We start from the raw sequence: 14,681 nt of genomic DNA, 5'->3' as shown, positions 1-14,681 counted from the left end.
TGCGGCTCAGCAGGAGTGACCTGTGACGAGCCACCGAACTGTCTTCAACCATGTCGGATTGTGTGTTGCCGATCGGGAGCGCTCGCGCCGCTTTTACGAAGGGCTCTTCGGTTTTGTGTTCTGGTGGGAGCTCGAACCGCCCGATGACGGCACCGACCGTCTTCTGCAGCTGAACGAACCGATCGGACTGCGTGCGACCTACCTGGTACGAGACGGCTTGGTGCTGGAGCTTCTCGACTACGCCCGGCGCGAAGTCCACGCCGGGCCGAAACGTGCCATGGACCAGATCGGGTTGACGCATCTGTCGTTGTCGGTGTCCGATCTGCGCGACGTGTTGGAGATGGTCGACAGTTTCGGGGGATCGGTGATCGAAGAAACGGTCTCTGAGCAATCAGCAATGATCCGCGATCCGGATGGACAGCTGATTGAACTGCTTTCGGACTCCTGGCTTGCGGTCCTGCCGCCGCGGCCTCGCTCGCACTAACTACTCCGCTTGAAACTGGACTGGCGGATTTTGTGCGCCGACATGGGCATCCACGGTGATGGCGCCGGTAGTGCCGTCGATCGTAATGGTGGCACCGTCGGAGATTCGGCTCATCGCGGTCGGGACCTGGACGGCGGGCAGTCCATACTCGCGCGCAAGGCAGGAACCGTGTGCGAGCCTTCCGCCGGTCTCGAGAACGAGTCCCGATATGACGCCGAACACTGGTGTCCATCCCGGATCGGTGCTGTTGCAGACCAGGATGTCTCCGTCGGTTAGAGTGCCAATCTCTCGGAGGCTCTTAATGATTCGGGCCGTCCCTACGGCGCGCCCGGCGGATAATCCGGCTCCGCTCAAATCGGCATCAGCGTCGGGCGTTTCGTCGAATTGAACGCCTTGACCGTTACGCAAGAACAGCGGTGCAACGACCTCTTTATCGTCTTCGCGTTTCCAATCGCGGAAGCGGCCCTTTATCTTCAGCCGGTCCAGGACCGGGTTGCCGCGGCCGTAGCACAGGTCGAAGGCTTCTTGGTGACCGAGGAAGAACACGTCCATTGGATAGTCGATGAGGCCACGCTCGGCGAGGCGCCATCCCAGTTCAACGTAGCCTCTTTTCATTGCGAGTAGGCCGCGGTCGACGAAGTAGCGCTCATCGTCTCGTATCACAGTCCACCTGTGCACGTAGTCGAGTGCGAGTTTTAAGGCTTCGGCCTTCAACGTGCCGAGGGTCCTTGTTTGAGGTTGGCGATGACTTCCTTGGTGGCGGCCTCGCGTTTTGCATTGACGCGTTGTTCGAGGACAGACGGGCGCACTGGATCGCTCACGTTGAGCAATGCCCGGAACGCTTCGTAGTCGATCGAAGGGTCCTCACATCGCCGGGGAAAGTACATGTCACGGTCCGTCATGCCCCGGTGGCCATGCCGGCTGACGAAATCTTCGTAGCGGCAGAGGAATTCCCGGCCTGCCGGGAAGTTGCGTAGGCGCTCGAAGAACTCGTCGCCACTGTGGTTGCGGAAGCAATGCAGAAGCGCTTCGGATTCGCGAATCGTCTGCGCGAGTTCCCATACCTCCGCGTTCTCGATCTGGGTCGCTGAGCGCGTCGTAGATCCGGAGATCAGGTCTCCGAACGCGTTTGGATTGTTGCCGGTGTACCAGTGGGCGAGAATCAAGCCCACGACGGCGAGGGCATCGCGTGCGTAGATGACGTAGCCGTGCCAGACCCTTTCCGAAAGCGTCGCTTCTGCGGCGGCGTATTTCTGCAGATACGTCTCGAGTTGGCGGTCGGTCATTCGAGCGAGCCGCTCTGGCGTGGTTCCGTTGTACCACTGCTCTCGCTGGTCCATCCATTGCCGAAAGACGTTTAGCCAACGATAGAAACCGTCGTCGGGATTCAGCATTCGGATCCGCATATACATGCGGACATAGTCGAGGTAGTTGAACTTCGCGGACATGACGTCGGCGTGCCACGATGGCGGCAGCCAGTTCTGAAGCATATTCGCGCGGATGGGCGGCGGTGCCGTTGCCTCCAGAAGCCTTCTGTGCAACTCGCAGTTGGAATAGACCTTAGCCCTGTGGAACTTCCAGTACCTCAGCCGGTCGAGCTCAGCGCATCCCCAGCCCTTAACGGCATATAGCTGCGCTTGGTGTTGGCCGGGTGCGCGCATGGAATACATCATTGGGCTGCATGGGCCCGTCCATCCCTCGTCAGCTGTCGCGCGTGTCCAGATCGTGTCATCTGGCTCGGGTACTCGCTGCCAGTCGTCCAGATCTACATCCCAGCTGAACTCGACGCCCGTGATCGGACGGGACTGCAACAGGAAGAAGGTATCTGCGTGTAACGCCCATTCAATATCTTGAGGCACATCGTGGTAGATCTCTTGTACATGCCGACCGAGCTCGGCTAGCTTCACCACCCGATCATCCGACAAACTAAAGGCATTGCGGTCGGCCGCCGGAAGCTCTTCGGTGATGGTTCCGCTGCCCGTGTCCCGGTTGGGGATAGCGCGGGTCGCCTTGTCACCGAGCGTCTTTGCGCGGATCCGTAAGTCGCCATGCTTCACCACGAATTCGTCGGGTGTGACGGTGCCCGAAACCACCGAGTCTCCCAGCCCCCAGCTCGCGTTAATCAGGATCTCGTCAGTCGCGGCGTTGACGGGATTGGCGGTAAACATGACCCCGGACACATCCGAGTCGACCATTGTTTGCACCACCACGGCGATACGCGCCCGGCACTGATCGAACCCATTCTGGTGACGGTATGCCGTTGCCCGCGCTGTCCACAGCGACGCCCAGCACCGCCTAATCTGTTCAAGCAGCTCGGTCGCTCCCTTGACGTTGAGATACGTGTCGTGCAACCCGCAAATGATGCATCGGCCATATCCTCTGCTGTTCCTGACGACCGCACCGCGACCAGTACTTCCTCACCGAGTGCGCTGTAGGCCTTCTCGATGTCAGCCGCGACCTCAGCCGGCACCTTCGCCGAGCGGACCAGTTCGCGGATGGTGGCCGTCGCATCCTCAACCAGCCCCGCATCGCCAAAGTCGATCGTGTCCAGCGCATCCCGGATCAGTTCGTCCATGGCGTTGGCTTCTAGGAATGTCGCGTATGCCTGCGCCGACACACAAAACCCTGGTGGTACGGGTAGCCCGTACGCCGCCATCACTCCGAGATTAAGGGCCTTGCCGCCAACCAGGTTCCTGCACACGGACTCGTCAAGATCAGCAAGGTCTTCAAACCCAAAGATCGTCGGGCCATTCATCGAGACCTCCTCCCGAGTGGCTTACAAGCTGCCCCTGCAACGGCTTTCTCACCGGTATCCGGCGAAGAAGGCCCGGACGTCCTCGACGAAAAGCTGGGGTTGCTCGAATGCCGCGAAGTGTCCGCCGCGCGGCATGTCGGACCAGTGTGTGATGTTGTAGTTCGCTTCGCACCACGCTCGCGGTGAGCGGATGATCTCTTTCGGAAAGGCCGCCACACCGGTGGGCAGGTCGACGCTGCCGGCGGCCTGGAAGCTCTTGAAACTTTCCCAGTACATTCGCGCTGAGGACGCCGCCGAGGCGGTGAGCCAATACACCATCACGTTGTCGAGCAGTTCGTCGCGGCTGACCACGTTTTCCGGGTGGCCGTCGCAGTCCATCCACGACCAGAACTTCTCGATGATCCACGCCATCTGGCCCGCTGGCGAATCCACCAAGCCGTAACCGAGAGTCTGCGGTCGGGTCGACTGCTGCTTGGCGTAGCCGGAGTCCCACGTTTCGTAATATTCGAGGCGGGCCAGCGCCTCCCGCTCATCGTCGCTCGGATTGTCCAGGGCGCCGGCGGGTGGCGCGCCGAAGGGCATGTTGGTATGAATGGCGATGCAGTGGCCACGGTTTCGGCCCAGCTGTGTAGTGACCGCCGCCCCCCAGTCGCCGCCCTGTGCGCCGTAGTGGTCGTAGCCCAGCCGGACCATCAGTGTTTCCCACGCCTGTGCGACTTTGCCGATACCCCAGCCGGTCGCGACCGGTTTCCCGGAGAAGCCATACCCGGGAAGGGAGGGGCAGACGACGTGAAACGCGTCTTCGGCTTGCCCTCCGTGTGCCGTCGGGTTGGACAACGGCTCGATGACTTTGTGGAATTCCACGAATGATCCGGGCCAGCCGTGCGTGATCACCAGCGGCAACGCTTCGGGGTGCGGGGAACGTTGGTGCACAAAGTGGATCTCGAGCCCGTCGATGTCGGTGGTGAATTGGTCGTAGCGATTCAGTGCCGCCTCCCGCACCCGCCAGTCGTAGCCGTCTGCCCAATAGGCGGCGAGCTCCCGGGCGTAGTGCAGCGGCAGACCCTGGCTCCAGTCATCGACGCATTCGCGCTCTGGCCAGCGGGTTCGCGACAGGCGTGCGTGCAGATCGGTAAGGACGTCGTCGCCAACCGTGATGCGAAACGGCCTGGGGTCTGTCATGGCGCTGCCATGGCCTGAATGCCCAGCATCCGTGTGGCCCCGGGCGGGCCGTGTAAGAGTCCGGCATTGACACCGTCGGTAGGTAACACCTACACATTATGTATGTGCCACTTACTTCGAATCAAGCACGCGGGCCGGCGCGGCGGCGGCGGCCGCGCGCAGTAAGCGGCCGGCGCCGGCGATATGCGTGATGCGGCGGAGAAAAGGCGGGCGACATGTCGACGATCAGCAGCGGTGACCGCGACTGGAACATGGTGCTGGATGGCTTCCGGTCGTTTCTGGCCGAGCGCTGGCACGGCGCCAGCGCGATCTGCGTGAACATGGCAGAAGCCGTTCGTACAAACGGCTTTTCGAGTGAAGCGCGCTGCTGGATGTGTCGTGGCGCGAGCAGGGGGTGCCACGCTCACGTGGAATGGTACTGCGGGTCCCGCCGGCGGGCGAAGGGGTGTTCCCCGACTACGACCTGGTCCGGCAGGCCCGCGCCATGACGCGCGCTGCCACGGGGTGGCGGTGCCTGAGGTCATCGCCGTGGAAACCGATGAGTCCTATCTCGGTTCCGCGTTCCTCGCGATGGATCTGGTGCCGGGAAGAATTCCCGCCGACGAAGCACCCCAGTACTGCGTCGCCGGGTGGTTGTTCGAGGCCGCACCGGATCGGCAACGCGAGCTGTACAACAACTTTCACGACACGTTGGCCGATATCAACCGCATCGGCGCCACTACCGGCGCCGACCTGTCGTTTCTGCATCGCCCGCAGGGTGAGGGACCGGCAGGTGAGTTGGCGTGGTGGTCGAGCTACCTGGATTGGGCCACTGACGGTTTGCCGCCAACCGAAATGGTTGAGGCGCTAGCATGGCTGCACCGCAACCGCCCGGACCCAGAGCCACCCGCAACGCTGGTGTGGGGCGACGCCCGCTTCGGAAACGTGATCTTTGACGATGCCTTCCGGGTGCGCGCAGTGCTGGACTGGGAAATGGCAACGGCCGGCCCGGCGGAGGTCGACCTCGGATGGTCATTCGCGGTCCGGCGCTCGATCCAGCGCGGCAATGGGCTACCACTTGACCGTGAACTACCCGGCTTTCCCGATCGCGCGGCGACCATCCATCGGTACGCACGGCGCCTCGGCCGGCCGATCCAGGCACTTGGATGGTACGAGGTGTTCGCCATGGTCCGGATGGGCGCCGTCCTCAAGGCGCTGGCCGGACTGCTGCACCAGCGCGGCATCACCGACCACATCGTCCACACGATTCCACCGCTGCAGGATTGGATCTACGACCTGATGGAGGCCGCCCCATGATGTTCGCCGGACCTCTGGTGCCCGCAGACGATCACCTCAACCATCAGATCGCCGACACCTTTGCCACCGTGTCGCAGACCGATCGGGCATGGACCGAGAAGGTTGCCGCCTCGGCGTACTCGAACGACGGCCGACTGCAAATGGACTTCGGCGTCGGCAAATACACCAACCGTGGGGTGATCGACGCGTTCGGTGGGGTCAGTCGCGGAACCGATCAGTGGACTGTACGGGCGAGCAGGTCGTTGACGCCGGACGTGGACTCGGTGTCGGTGGGCCCGTTGCACTACGAAATCGTGGAGCCGATGACGCGGGTGCGTTTCGCGCTCGACCCGAACGACGTCGTACCGATCAGCTTCGAATGGAACTTCACCGCTGTCGTTCCCGCCGTGCTGGAAAACCGCGAGCAGCACCGCTCGCTGGGCGGTACGCGCATCGATGCCGATCTGGTGCGATACCACCAGATCGGAGTGGCCAGCGGATGGGTCGAGGTCGACGGTGAGCGAACCGAATTCGATGACTCGACTTGGATTTCCACCCGCGACCATTCCTGGGGGGTTCGCTACTACGTCGGCAATCCGGTGACTGACATCCCACCGGCGCCCGAGCTCGGCGCATCGTCGCACCACATGATCTGGATGCCGGTCCTGATGCAACGTGAGGACGGCTCCCGGTGCGGCTTTCATCTGTACTACACGGCGAGCACCTCCGAACTGGTGGGATCGTCGTTACAGGTTCAGGGCGGCTTCGAGTATCCCGATGGCCGAAGGGATGTGGTCGTCTCGGCGGTACCCGAGCTGAAGTACCGTCCCGACAATCGCCGCTTGCTCGGCGGCACCATCGCCGTGACGCTGGCGAGTGGTGAGGACCATCTCCTCACCGTTACCCCGATGTCTGACACGGGTTTTCATCTGGGAACCGGTCTGTACTTCGGCTTTGACGGTGACATCCATGGTGTCTGGCACGGTCCCCTGCACGTCACGGGCGAATACATCGCAGATTGCGACGCGCCGCAAACTGCGCGCCGGCTGCACCAGCTGCGCGATGCCGTGGTGGAAGTCCACGACCAGGGCGACGGCACGCGCGGCTGGGGCAACATTCAGACGATGGTGATCGGTGCACACCCCGGCCTGGGCCTGGACGCCGATACCTCGTTCGTCTGACCGGCGCGTTGATCCGTGGTTAGGTGATCGGGAACGACTGCCCGGCAGGCGCATCCGTGTCGAGGTAGAGGATCGAGTACCGGCGCGCAGCGAATACCCAGCGGTCACCGTCACGGCGCAGCTCGTCGTCATAGAGCGCGTACAGGTTCATGGCCGCGAGTCCGGGGGGAGCGCCCTCGGCGGCGCGGCCGAGCTCGTGCACGGTCGCTCTGCTGTGGGCGATCTCGTCGTGCACCGAGACGACGATGTTGCTGACGGTGAACAGGAAAAAGTCGAGCCTCGATATCTGCGAGGACAATTCAGCGACGATTGCGTCGCGGCCCTCGATGCGTTGATCAACGGGTGGTCCGATCGTCCACACTGCGTCCGGTGCGTACATCGCAGCGTATGTCGCGACATCACGCCGGGTGACCGCGTCGGCGTAGCCCTCGATGACGCGCCGTACTGCCGCCTCACGACGAAGCATCTCCAGTTCGTGGGTCCCGATGTCGGTGGTCATCCGTTGCCTTCCTCGGCCTGGGCCGCTGTTGCTTACTTGCTGAATTCGATCGGAAGGTGTTCGTAGACATACATGTTGAGTCCCAGATTCGGATAGGTGGCCGTCGGTTCGCCGATCGTCATCCGTGCCGGGCGGGTCAGTAGTTCATCGAAGGCTGCGCGTATCTCGGCGCGGGCCAACATCGCACCCAAACAGTAGTGAGGGCCGCCGCCGCCGAAGGTGACATGCGGATTGTCGGCGCGTGAGATGTCGAAGGTGAACGGGTCCGGAAATACGTCCTCGTCGCGGTTCGCCGACGCGATCATCGACACCACGCGTGATCCGGCCGGTATCGTCTGACCGTCCATCTCCAGATCCGTTTTCGCGCCGCGCACCCAGAACGCGATCGGCGATGTCCACCGCAATACTTCTTCGACAGCAGATGTGCGGACGGACTCATCAGATCGGTAGCGCTCCAGCTGATCCGGATTGTCGATGAAGGCCTGAAGGCCCGCCGTGAGGGCGTTTTTCGAGGTGTCGGCGCCGGCGAGGCTCAAGACGAAAAAGAACACTTCCAGCTCGTTCTGCTCGAGCGCATAACGATTGCCGTCGTCGTCGGTAGCGATCGCGGCGCACAACGTGCTCCAGATGTCGTCGGTGGGGTTGCGCCGTTTCTCGGCGGTCAGCGCGGACGCATACTCGAAGATCTGCATGTAGATGCCGGGCTCGTCTTCGGGCTTGATGCGCGAGGTCGGCGACTTGCTCATGATGATGTCGTCGATCAGTGTGAATATGCGGGGCCGGTCGGCTTCGGGGATGCCGACGATGTCGCCGATGACGGTCATCGGCAGGTGCCCGGCGACCTGGGTGACCCAATCACCGCCGCCCGATGCGTACAGTTCGTCGACCATCTTCTTGGCGCGTTCGCGAATACCCGCTTCGAGTTTGGAGATCGCGCGGGGAGTGAACGCGCCGCTGAGAATCTTGCGCCGCTTGTTCACATCGGGCGGATCCATGTTGATGATGCTGGGATAGGACGAAAGGTGTCAAGCGCCTGAATGAGCGGGCCGTCGGTCGCGGTGAAACTGTCTGTGTCACGGTGGATCCGCACGACATGCCGGTGCTTGGTGCACACCCAGAAGTCGCGCTGCACCAGCTCGGCGTATTCGTGATGGATGATCGGTGATTCCTGGCGCAACCGGGTGAACACCTCGTGCGGGAATCCGGATTGCCAAATCGCCGGATCGGACAGGTCGATTGCGGCCGTTGTCATCTGGTCACCTCCTGGTCGAAGACAACCACGCCGCGGATATTGCGATCCTCGCGCAGGTCGTCGTATCCGTCGTTGATCTGGTCCAGCGAGTATGTGTTGGTGATCATCTCATCGAGCTTGAGTATTCCAGAGCTGTAGAGCTCCAACAGCTTTGGCACATCGGCGCGCGGATTCATCGAGCCCAGGATGGTGCCGCACAGTGTCTTGTTCATCAATGTGAAGTCCTGCATGTTGATATTGATCGACGTCATCGTTTGGGGCGACATTCCCGTGACAACGCAGGTGCCGCCTTTGCGTGTCATCGCCAGCCCCGCCGCGGGAAGGTCGCTGTGCACCAGTGACGGGGACAAAACGACGGCGTCTGCCATCACGCCGCGAGTGATGTCGCGGACGAGATCGATGGCCTCCTCGGTCGATGCCGCGGTGTGGGTCGCGCCGAAGCGGGTCGCCGACGTGCGCTTGAACTCGCTCGGGTCGACCGCGACGATGCGGGCTGCCCCGCTGATGTGTGCGGCCTGAACTGCGCTGGTGCCGATACCGCCGCAGCCGACCACGACAACGGTGTCGCCGCTGCGGACATTCGCCCGGTTGGTCACCGAGCCGAAGCCGGTCGGCACGGCGCAGGCCACCAGCGCGGCCGGCGTGAGGGGAATGTCGGGGTCGATCTTGACCAGTGAGGTCTCGGCCACGACGGTGTGCTCGGCGAATGCGCCGACCTTCGACAGGTGGCCCAAGCCCTGACCCGACAGCGTGTGGTGGCGAAACGTCCCGTCCGTCGGCATACCGGGCACCATGGTCAACGATCCCGCGTCGCACAGGTACTGCGTGCCCGATGCACACCATCGGCAATGCCCACAGCTGGCGACGAATGACATCACGACGTGGTCGCCGGGCTGGAACTCGCTGACCCCGTCACCGACTTCCAGCACGACCGCGGAACCCTCGTGACCACCGATCAACGGGAACATCTCGGGCATGCCCATGGACTTCATCACGTCGTTGGGTGCGGAGGTCTCCGGTGACGATGTGTTCATCGGGTGGCACATGCCGGCCGCCACGTTCTTGAGTAATACTTCGCCGGCCCTGGGCGGGTCGAGTTCAAACTCCTCCACCGACCACGGCTTGCCCACTCCGTGCAATACGGCCCCTCGTGTTCGCATCCCGGCTCCCGTTCTGGCCCTGCGCCCCGCCTCGACCCATACCCGTCGATGCTTCGGACGTGCGCGCCGTATGTGCTACTTACTTAGTCTGTAGGTGCCACTGACATCAGTCAAGGGATGGCGCGGCCGCTGCACAGTCTGCGCCCACCGGTTGCGCGTCCGGCGCCAAAAGCGTTCCCATTGTTTCTTGGCCGGCTGTTGAGCACCCCGAACAGCAGGTGGGTGAATTGCCGGAAGACCGTCGGCTACAGCGCGATCCAGACATTCTTGGGTCTGGTGAACTCGCGGATCCCTTCGCGGCCGCCGGTGCGTCCGTAACCGCTGGCTTTGACACCACCGAAGGGCACTGACGGCGGAATCCCGAAGAAGCCGTTGACCCATACGTTTCCCGCGGCGAGCTCAGCTACGACCCGATGCGTGTGTTGGAGATCCTTGCCCCACACGTAGGCCGCCAGCCCATAGGGGGTGTCGTTGGCCAACCGCACGGCCTCGGCGGCATCACTGAACCGAAGTAGCGCCAACACCGGCCCGAACACCTCGTTCTGGGCGATGTAGGAGTCGTTGTCGACGTCGGCCAACACGGTCGGAGGTATGTAGTAACCGGCGGCGAATTCGCCGGACATCCGTTCGCCCCCCATAACGACGCGGCACTCGGTGCGGGCGCGTTCGATCATCGACATGATCCGGTCTGCGGCCGCTGCACTGACCACGGGCCCCATGTGGGTGTCGGCGTCGAAGGGATCGCCGACGGTCAGCTGCGAAAGGATGTCAACGGCCATATCGACCACCGCGTCATAAACGCTGTCTTCGGCAATGACGCGTGTTCCGCTCAGGCATGTCTGCCCGGCAAGTTGCACGATGCCCCCGACCGCCTGCTGCACGGCCGCCGGTAGGTCGGCGTCGGCGAAAATCAGATTGGCACTCTTGCCGCCGAGTTCCAGGCACACCGGCGTCAGGTTCTGCTGTGCGCCGGCCAGCACGCGACGAGCCGTCGCTCCACTGCCGGTGAAGTGCAGCTTGTCGATACCGGGATGGCTGGTGAGGGCTTCACCGGCGCTGGGCCCGCCCGGCACCACGCTGACGACTCCCGGTGGAATACCGGCCTCTAACAACAATTCTCCGAAACGCAAGCTGGTCCATGGTGCGAGTTCGGGAGGCTTTAACACGACACAATTTCCGGCGGCAAGAGCCGGCGCGACAACCATGCCGATGGAGGCAAGGTCCGTTCCACGGAATGATGACACCGATGACGCCGTACGGCTCTTCCACCGTGTAGTCGAATGCCGGTACGGGCCAGGTCGCTTCGACCGTTCCGCCGATCTTGTCCGCCCAGCCGGCGTTGTATTCGAACAAGTCTGCTGTCAAATGTGGGGAGTGGGCGGCCAGCGACACCGGTGTGGCGTTCTCGATGACCGTGGTCGTCGTGAGTTCGTCGGCGTTGGTCCGGATCAACTCGGCTACCGCTAACAGCAGCCGACGCCGGTTGTCGCGGGAAGAGAGCGCCAGGCGGGCGCCGCAGCACGTGCTGCTCGTACGGCAGCGTCGATCTCGGCGTCGCCGGCCAATGGGACACGCCGGGTGGCTGTCCCCGTGGCCGCATACCGGTGCTCGTGCCATCCACCGCTGGAGGTGCTGATCCGTTCGTCGCCCACCAGCAGGTGCGGGTCCGGTAGGACCTCGAGGGTGGCGCGGTCATAGGCATGTCATCGCTCCTGGGTCGATGAGCTCGAGGTGTGCATCCGGACTCCTAATCACCCCAACGTCTCTCGTCCGGGAGGTCGATTCCGTAGGTGATACCCCAGTATGTGGGTGGCACTGACACTAATCAAGGCATTTCGTCACCACCGGGGGCGTGACCGGTGCGGCGAATCCGCCCGACCTTTCGGTAATTATCACTAACAGCCCCTGTATGTGGCACTGACATTTGGCGGTGATTTCTATTGCGATCATTGGAAACAGAGGGCTAACATCCTGTTCAGCGGGGGCTCATGGAGGTTGCGATGGCATCGGACGGGCAAGTCATCCACGCAGATGCGATTCTGGCGGGGGGATCGTTGGCCGGGCTCGTCGCCGCGGCCGTGTTGTCGCGACAGGGCTACCGGGTCATCGTGCTGGAGGAGACCGGACACCTCGGCTCGCGGGTCGGGGGGACGCAAGTAGACGGCTATTGGATCGACTGGGGGCACCGCGACGGCCACGGCGTGGGTGACATCGCGTTTGCTCCCGTCTTCACCAGGCGCGCCGCGGAGGCGGTGGGCATCTCCGCGCCGCTTCGTCCCTTCGTTGGCTCGTGCCTTCGGGTGCATTGGCTGCCCGATCAGCGGGTTACCGAACTCCCGATGGAGTCGGTGGTGGGAACCAGCGCCGACCCGGTCCAGCAGGTCCGCAGCGTGCACCTGCTTCGGCGTCGCGCCGGACCGCCTGGAGCAGGTCACCAAATCCATCCTTGACGCGATGATGCAGTTGGTCGGCATCAGCGACGAAGAACACGCTCTGATACCCGCGCGACTGGCCGACTGGTTGGTGCGAAACGTCAGTGAGCCTGAGGCCAGGCGTGTGATTCTGCAGCAAAATGAGCTTGTCCCACTGGGCCCGAACGAGTCGCTTGGCCGCTATATCACCCATCTCAAGACCTTCGCCGGGGAAGCCGGCGCGGTGGTGATCGACCACGAACGCGTCGGCGGTGTGCGGGGATCGTCACCGCATTCGCCGACGTCGTGAAAGACAACGGCGGACAGATCCTGCTGAACATGAAGCCTCTGGAGGTAATGGTCGGCGACCACGAGGTGCAGGGCGTTATCGCTCTTGACGAGTCGAGCCTCGTTCACGAATTCCGCGCACCGATCGTCATCACCGACTACGAGGGCTGGCGGCTGCCCGAATTCGTCGATCCCGATTTGCTGCCGGCCGGATTCGTCGAAGCGGCCAGCGACTTGCGCCAATACAGCGTCGCGTTGCCTTCGTGGTGGGCGGGGCTTAGTCGGTTGCCCCGGCGCAGGTCCGACGGTGAGTGGAAGACCACGCAAGTCCCTGGCAGCGGATCTTCCGTGGCCGTGCTGATGTGAAACACGCATACGGCGGTTGGTTTTTCACGTCCGCATTTTCGAGGAACTCGGCACCACCCGGTAAGCACTTGCTCACATTCTGGTTGGAAACCTTCAGTGAGTCCGGTAAGCCGGGCTGGCGCAGTTGGGCGGATGCCCGCGCAGACCTCGATGTCGCGATCGATTACCTGCACCAGTACTACGCCGACCTTGATGAGTGCGTGGAATGGTCGCGCTACCAATACAAGACACCGCCGTCGTGGCTGTCGTGGTACTTGAAGCCGGCATATCGGCATCCAGTCAAAGTGTCGACGATCGACGGCTTCTACGTCGCCAGCGCGACAGCAGAAACCAAGGGCAGCTTCTTAGACATCGAGTGTGCTGTCGGACTAGAGGCCGCTGAACTGGCTCAGCAAGAACGAGGTCACCTCGTCAGCGACGCACGGCCACTGACCGCGGCACCGCCCCGAGCAAGGAGGATACCGATGGCGAACCCGAGCGAGCAGGAAATCAGAGACTTCGTGGCCGAACACTGCAGGATCTGGATGACCCGGGACAAGGAGGCTTTCATCAAGCTCTGGAAGAGCTTTGCCACCAAGGAGGTCATATTCGAAGATCCCGTCGGCACACCAAGGTGGGATGGGACCAATGGTCGGACATGTGGGACCGGTTCAATCCGTACATGGACGAATACCGCCCGGAGCGCGTCTACGTCTGCGGCACCGAAGCGGCGATCGCCTTTTACCACAAGATGAACACCGCCGGGGAGATCGTCGAGATTCGCGACATCGAGATCTGGAAGTTCGACAACGGCATCGTGACCGTGCGCTGTTGGTGGGACTTACCCGAGGGCGGGGCACACGCGGCATCTCTGACCGAGTATGCCGCCGAAGGGCGAACGTAGCATGCCCGCCGAACGCACCAAGCCCGCCGTTGACAGCGACAGGCACCTGGTCGCGCCATGACGCGCAATCGGACGCCGCCGTTAGATACTCTGTCTACTATGCCGCCGCGTGGTAAAAATGCAGCCCGCCGGGTAGAACCCGAGCGCGACGGCGTTCGCGCGCGACTGCTCAAGGCCGCACATGAGCTCTTCACCGAAAGGGCTATCGGGCGACGACTACCAAAAAATCGCGGTGAGGGCAGGTGTCGCCGAACTCAGCCTGTTTCGCCACTTCGGTTCGAAGGTGGAAATTTTCGAAGCCAGCATCCTCACGCCGGTCAAGACCTACATCGACCAGTGGTGCCGTTCCTGGGTCGATTTCTCCAGCGAGGCAACCCTCGACGAAATGGCGGACAACCTCGTCGAGGGCCTCTATACACTCATCCGGCAGGATCGTCGCATCTTCCAGGAGTTGGTCGCAGCACGTTCGGATCCGCTGAGTGACCTGTACCCGTCGGCTGTCGCGGTCAGTGGCGAGTTGCGAAAGGGATTGCGCGCGGTCCACGATGCCTCCCTCGTCATCGCCCAGAAACACGGATTACCCGCCGATGACAAACCCGCCACGATCGGCGCGGTAGCAAGCATGATCATCGGTTCGGTCTTGCTCGAGGACTGGGCTTATCCGGCCAACAAGCGCGTGCCGGGCAGGACTCGCATGATCCGGGAGCTGTCCACGCTCATCGTTGACGGAACGACGCACCGCGGTCGGGGATAACGGCCGCCGCAGCACACGCCGGGCTCATCGGCAGCGCAAGCACTCTGTGAGTATCGGCTGACCGCTCGGGTAACCGCGTGAGGGAGAAGGCATTTCCCGCATGCGAACGCCCGCCCGGGGCCGAGATCGGCCCGGCGAGGCGGCTATGGCCGAGGATGCAGCGAGGCGACGAGCAGAGTTCCGCAGGACGC

At 62.8% G+C, this 14,681-nt stretch carries 14 protein-coding genes and 2 pseudogenes; 8 read left to right on the top strand and 8 right to left on the bottom strand.

What is annotated here, in order from left to right; genetic code table 11:
* Positions 1-22: 22 nt before the first annotated feature.
* Positions 23-484, top strand: a complete 462-nt coding sequence (locus tag G6N47_RS25000; protein WP_083130727.1) for a VOC family protein — start codon at positions 23-25, stop codon at positions 482-484.
* Here G6N47_RS25000 and G6N47_RS24995 read toward each other — a convergent pair whose 3' ends face one another.
* The 3 genes and pseudogenes from G6N47_RS24995 to G6N47_RS24980 form a co-directional block, all read right to left on the bottom strand.
* Positions 485-1,198 carry a PEP-utilizing enzyme gene (locus G6N47_RS24995; protein ID WP_163659857.1) on the bottom strand — a complete coding sequence of 238 codons (714 nt, stop codon included), beginning with the start codon at positions 1,196-1,198 and terminating at the stop codon, positions 485-487.
* Positions 1,195-3,140, bottom strand: a pseudogene (locus G6N47_RS24990) (PEP/pyruvate-binding domain-containing protein). The gene G6N47_RS24995 and the pseudogene G6N47_RS24990 overlap by 4 nt, the downstream one beginning before the upstream one ends.
* A 147-nt stretch (positions 3,141-3,287) precedes the next feature.
* The gene (locus tag G6N47_RS24980) at positions 3,288-4,421 is read right to left on the bottom strand and encodes an epoxide hydrolase family protein (RefSeq protein ID WP_083130724.1); all 1,134 of its coding nucleotides are present in this window, start codon (positions 4,419-4,421) and stop codon (positions 3,288-3,290) included.
* 510 nt (positions 4,422-4,931) lie between these two features.
* On the opposite strand from G6N47_RS24980, the gene G6N47_RS24975 reads away from it, so the two are divergent.
* Entirely contained in the window at positions 4,932-5,717 is a 786-nt protein-coding gene (locus G6N47_RS24975; protein ID WP_232080397.1) for a phosphotransferase family protein, read from the top strand.
* Positions 5,714-6,877 (top strand): hypothetical protein, encoded by a 1,164-nt coding sequence (locus G6N47_RS24970; protein ID WP_083130723.1) that lies wholly within the window; start codon positions 5,714-5,716, stop codon positions 6,875-6,877. The genes G6N47_RS24975 and G6N47_RS24970 overlap by 4 nt, the downstream gene beginning before the upstream one ends.
* A 19-nt stretch (positions 6,878-6,896) precedes the next feature.
* Here the strand turns inward: G6N47_RS24970 and G6N47_RS24965 are convergent, their stop codons facing one another.
* The 5 genes and pseudogenes from G6N47_RS24965 to G6N47_RS30390 form a co-directional block, all read right to left on the bottom strand.
* Positions 6,897-7,376 (bottom strand): YybH family protein, encoded by a 480-nt coding sequence (locus tag G6N47_RS24965; protein ID WP_083130722.1) that lies wholly within the window; start codon positions 7,374-7,376, stop codon positions 6,897-6,899.
* 32 nt (positions 7,377-7,408) lie between these two features.
* A pseudogene (locus G6N47_RS24960) lies at positions 7,409-8,628 on the bottom strand (cytochrome P450).
* Complete coding sequence (locus tag G6N47_RS24955) at positions 8,625-9,788, bottom strand: NDMA-dependent alcohol dehydrogenase (RefSeq protein ID WP_163659851.1); 1,164 nt, start codon at positions 9,786-9,788, stop codon at positions 8,625-8,627. The pseudogene G6N47_RS24960 and the gene G6N47_RS24955 overlap by 4 nt, the downstream one beginning before the upstream one ends.
* A gap of 245 nt (positions 9,789-10,033) precedes the next feature.
* Positions 10,034-10,954: an aldehyde dehydrogenase family protein gene (locus tag G6N47_RS24950; protein ID WP_408633083.1), complete on the bottom strand. Its 921-nt coding sequence runs from the start codon at positions 10,952-10,954 to the stop codon at positions 10,034-10,036.
* Positions 10,836-11,405 carry an aldehyde dehydrogenase family protein gene (locus G6N47_RS30390; RefSeq protein ID WP_408633082.1) on the bottom strand — a complete coding sequence of 190 codons (570 nt, stop codon included), beginning with the start codon at positions 11,403-11,405 and terminating at the stop codon, positions 10,836-10,838. Before G6N47_RS30390 ends, G6N47_RS24950 begins: the two co-directional genes overlap by 119 nt.
* Before the next feature lie 383 nt (positions 11,406-11,788).
* Here G6N47_RS30390 and G6N47_RS24945 point away from each other — a divergent pair, with 383 nt between their 5' ends.
* From G6N47_RS24945 to G6N47_RS24925, 5 genes are all read left to right on the top strand, one after another.
* Positions 11,789-12,238: an NAD(P)-binding protein gene (locus G6N47_RS24945; RefSeq protein ID WP_163659849.1), complete on the top strand. Its 450-nt coding sequence runs from the start codon at positions 11,789-11,791 to the stop codon at positions 12,236-12,238.
* A 4-nt stretch (positions 12,239-12,242) separates the two neighbouring features.
* Positions 12,243-12,509 (top strand): hypothetical protein, encoded by a 267-nt coding sequence (locus G6N47_RS24940; protein WP_163659847.1) that lies wholly within the window; start codon positions 12,243-12,245, stop codon positions 12,507-12,509.
* 29 nt (positions 12,510-12,538) lie between these two features.
* A complete protein-coding gene (locus tag G6N47_RS24935) occupies positions 12,539-12,853 on the top strand; it encodes a hypothetical protein (protein ID WP_163659845.1) in 315 nt (104 codons plus the stop codon).
* A 661-nt stretch (positions 12,854-13,514) separates the two neighbouring features.
* Entirely contained in the window at positions 13,515-13,736 is a 222-nt protein-coding gene (locus G6N47_RS24930) for a hypothetical protein (RefSeq protein WP_163659843.1), read from the top strand.
* Positions 13,737-13,917: 181 nt separating this feature from the next.
* Entirely contained in the window at positions 13,918-14,490 is a 573-nt protein-coding gene (locus G6N47_RS24925; protein WP_232080396.1) for a TetR/AcrR family transcriptional regulator, read from the top strand.
* Positions 14,491-14,681: the final 191 nt, after the last annotated feature.

Source organism: Mycobacterium branderi, from assembly GCF_010728725.1.
Lineage (GTDB): Bacteria > Actinomycetota > Actinomycetes > Mycobacteriales > Mycobacteriaceae > Mycobacterium > Mycobacterium branderi.
This window is presented reverse-complemented; position numbering and strand designations above follow the sequence as displayed.

Excerpts from the sequence above, each read along its gene's own strand:
- G6N47_RS24980 (WP_083130724.1), bottom strand. The coding sequence starts at position 4,421 with ATGACAGACCCCAGGCCGTTTCGCATCACGGTTGGCGACGACGTCCTT.
- G6N47_RS24970 (WP_083130723.1), top strand. The coding sequence starts at position 5,714 with ATGATGTTCGCCGGACCTCTGGTGCCCGCAGACGATCACCTCAACCAT.
- G6N47_RS24965 (WP_083130722.1), bottom strand. The coding sequence starts at position 7,376 with ATGACCACCGACATCGGGACCCACGAACTGGAGATGCTTCGTCGTGAG.
- G6N47_RS24955 (WP_163659851.1), bottom strand. The coding sequence starts at position 9,788 with ATGCGAACACGAGGGGCCGTATTGCACGGAGTGGGCAAGCCGTGGTCG.
- G6N47_RS30390 (WP_408633082.1), bottom strand. The coding sequence starts at position 11,405 with ATGGCACGAGCACCGGTATGCGGCCACGGGGACAGCCACCCGGCGTGT.
- G6N47_RS24945 (WP_163659849.1), top strand. The coding sequence starts at position 11,789 with ATGGCATCGGACGGGCAAGTCATCCACGCAGATGCGATTCTGGCGGGG.
- G6N47_RS24940 (WP_163659847.1), top strand. The coding sequence starts at position 12,243 with ATGATGCAGTTGGTCGGCATCAGCGACGAAGAACACGCTCTGATACCC.
- G6N47_RS24935 (WP_163659845.1), top strand. The coding sequence starts at position 12,539 with ATGAAGCCTCTGGAGGTAATGGTCGGCGACCACGAGGTGCAGGGCGTT.
- G6N47_RS24930 (WP_163659843.1), top strand. The coding sequence starts at position 13,515 with ATGGACGAATACCGCCCGGAGCGCGTCTACGTCTGCGGCACCGAAGCG.
- G6N47_RS24925 (WP_232080396.1), top strand. The coding sequence starts at position 13,918 with ATGAGCTCTTCACCGAAAGGGCTATCGGGCGACGACTACCAAAAAATC.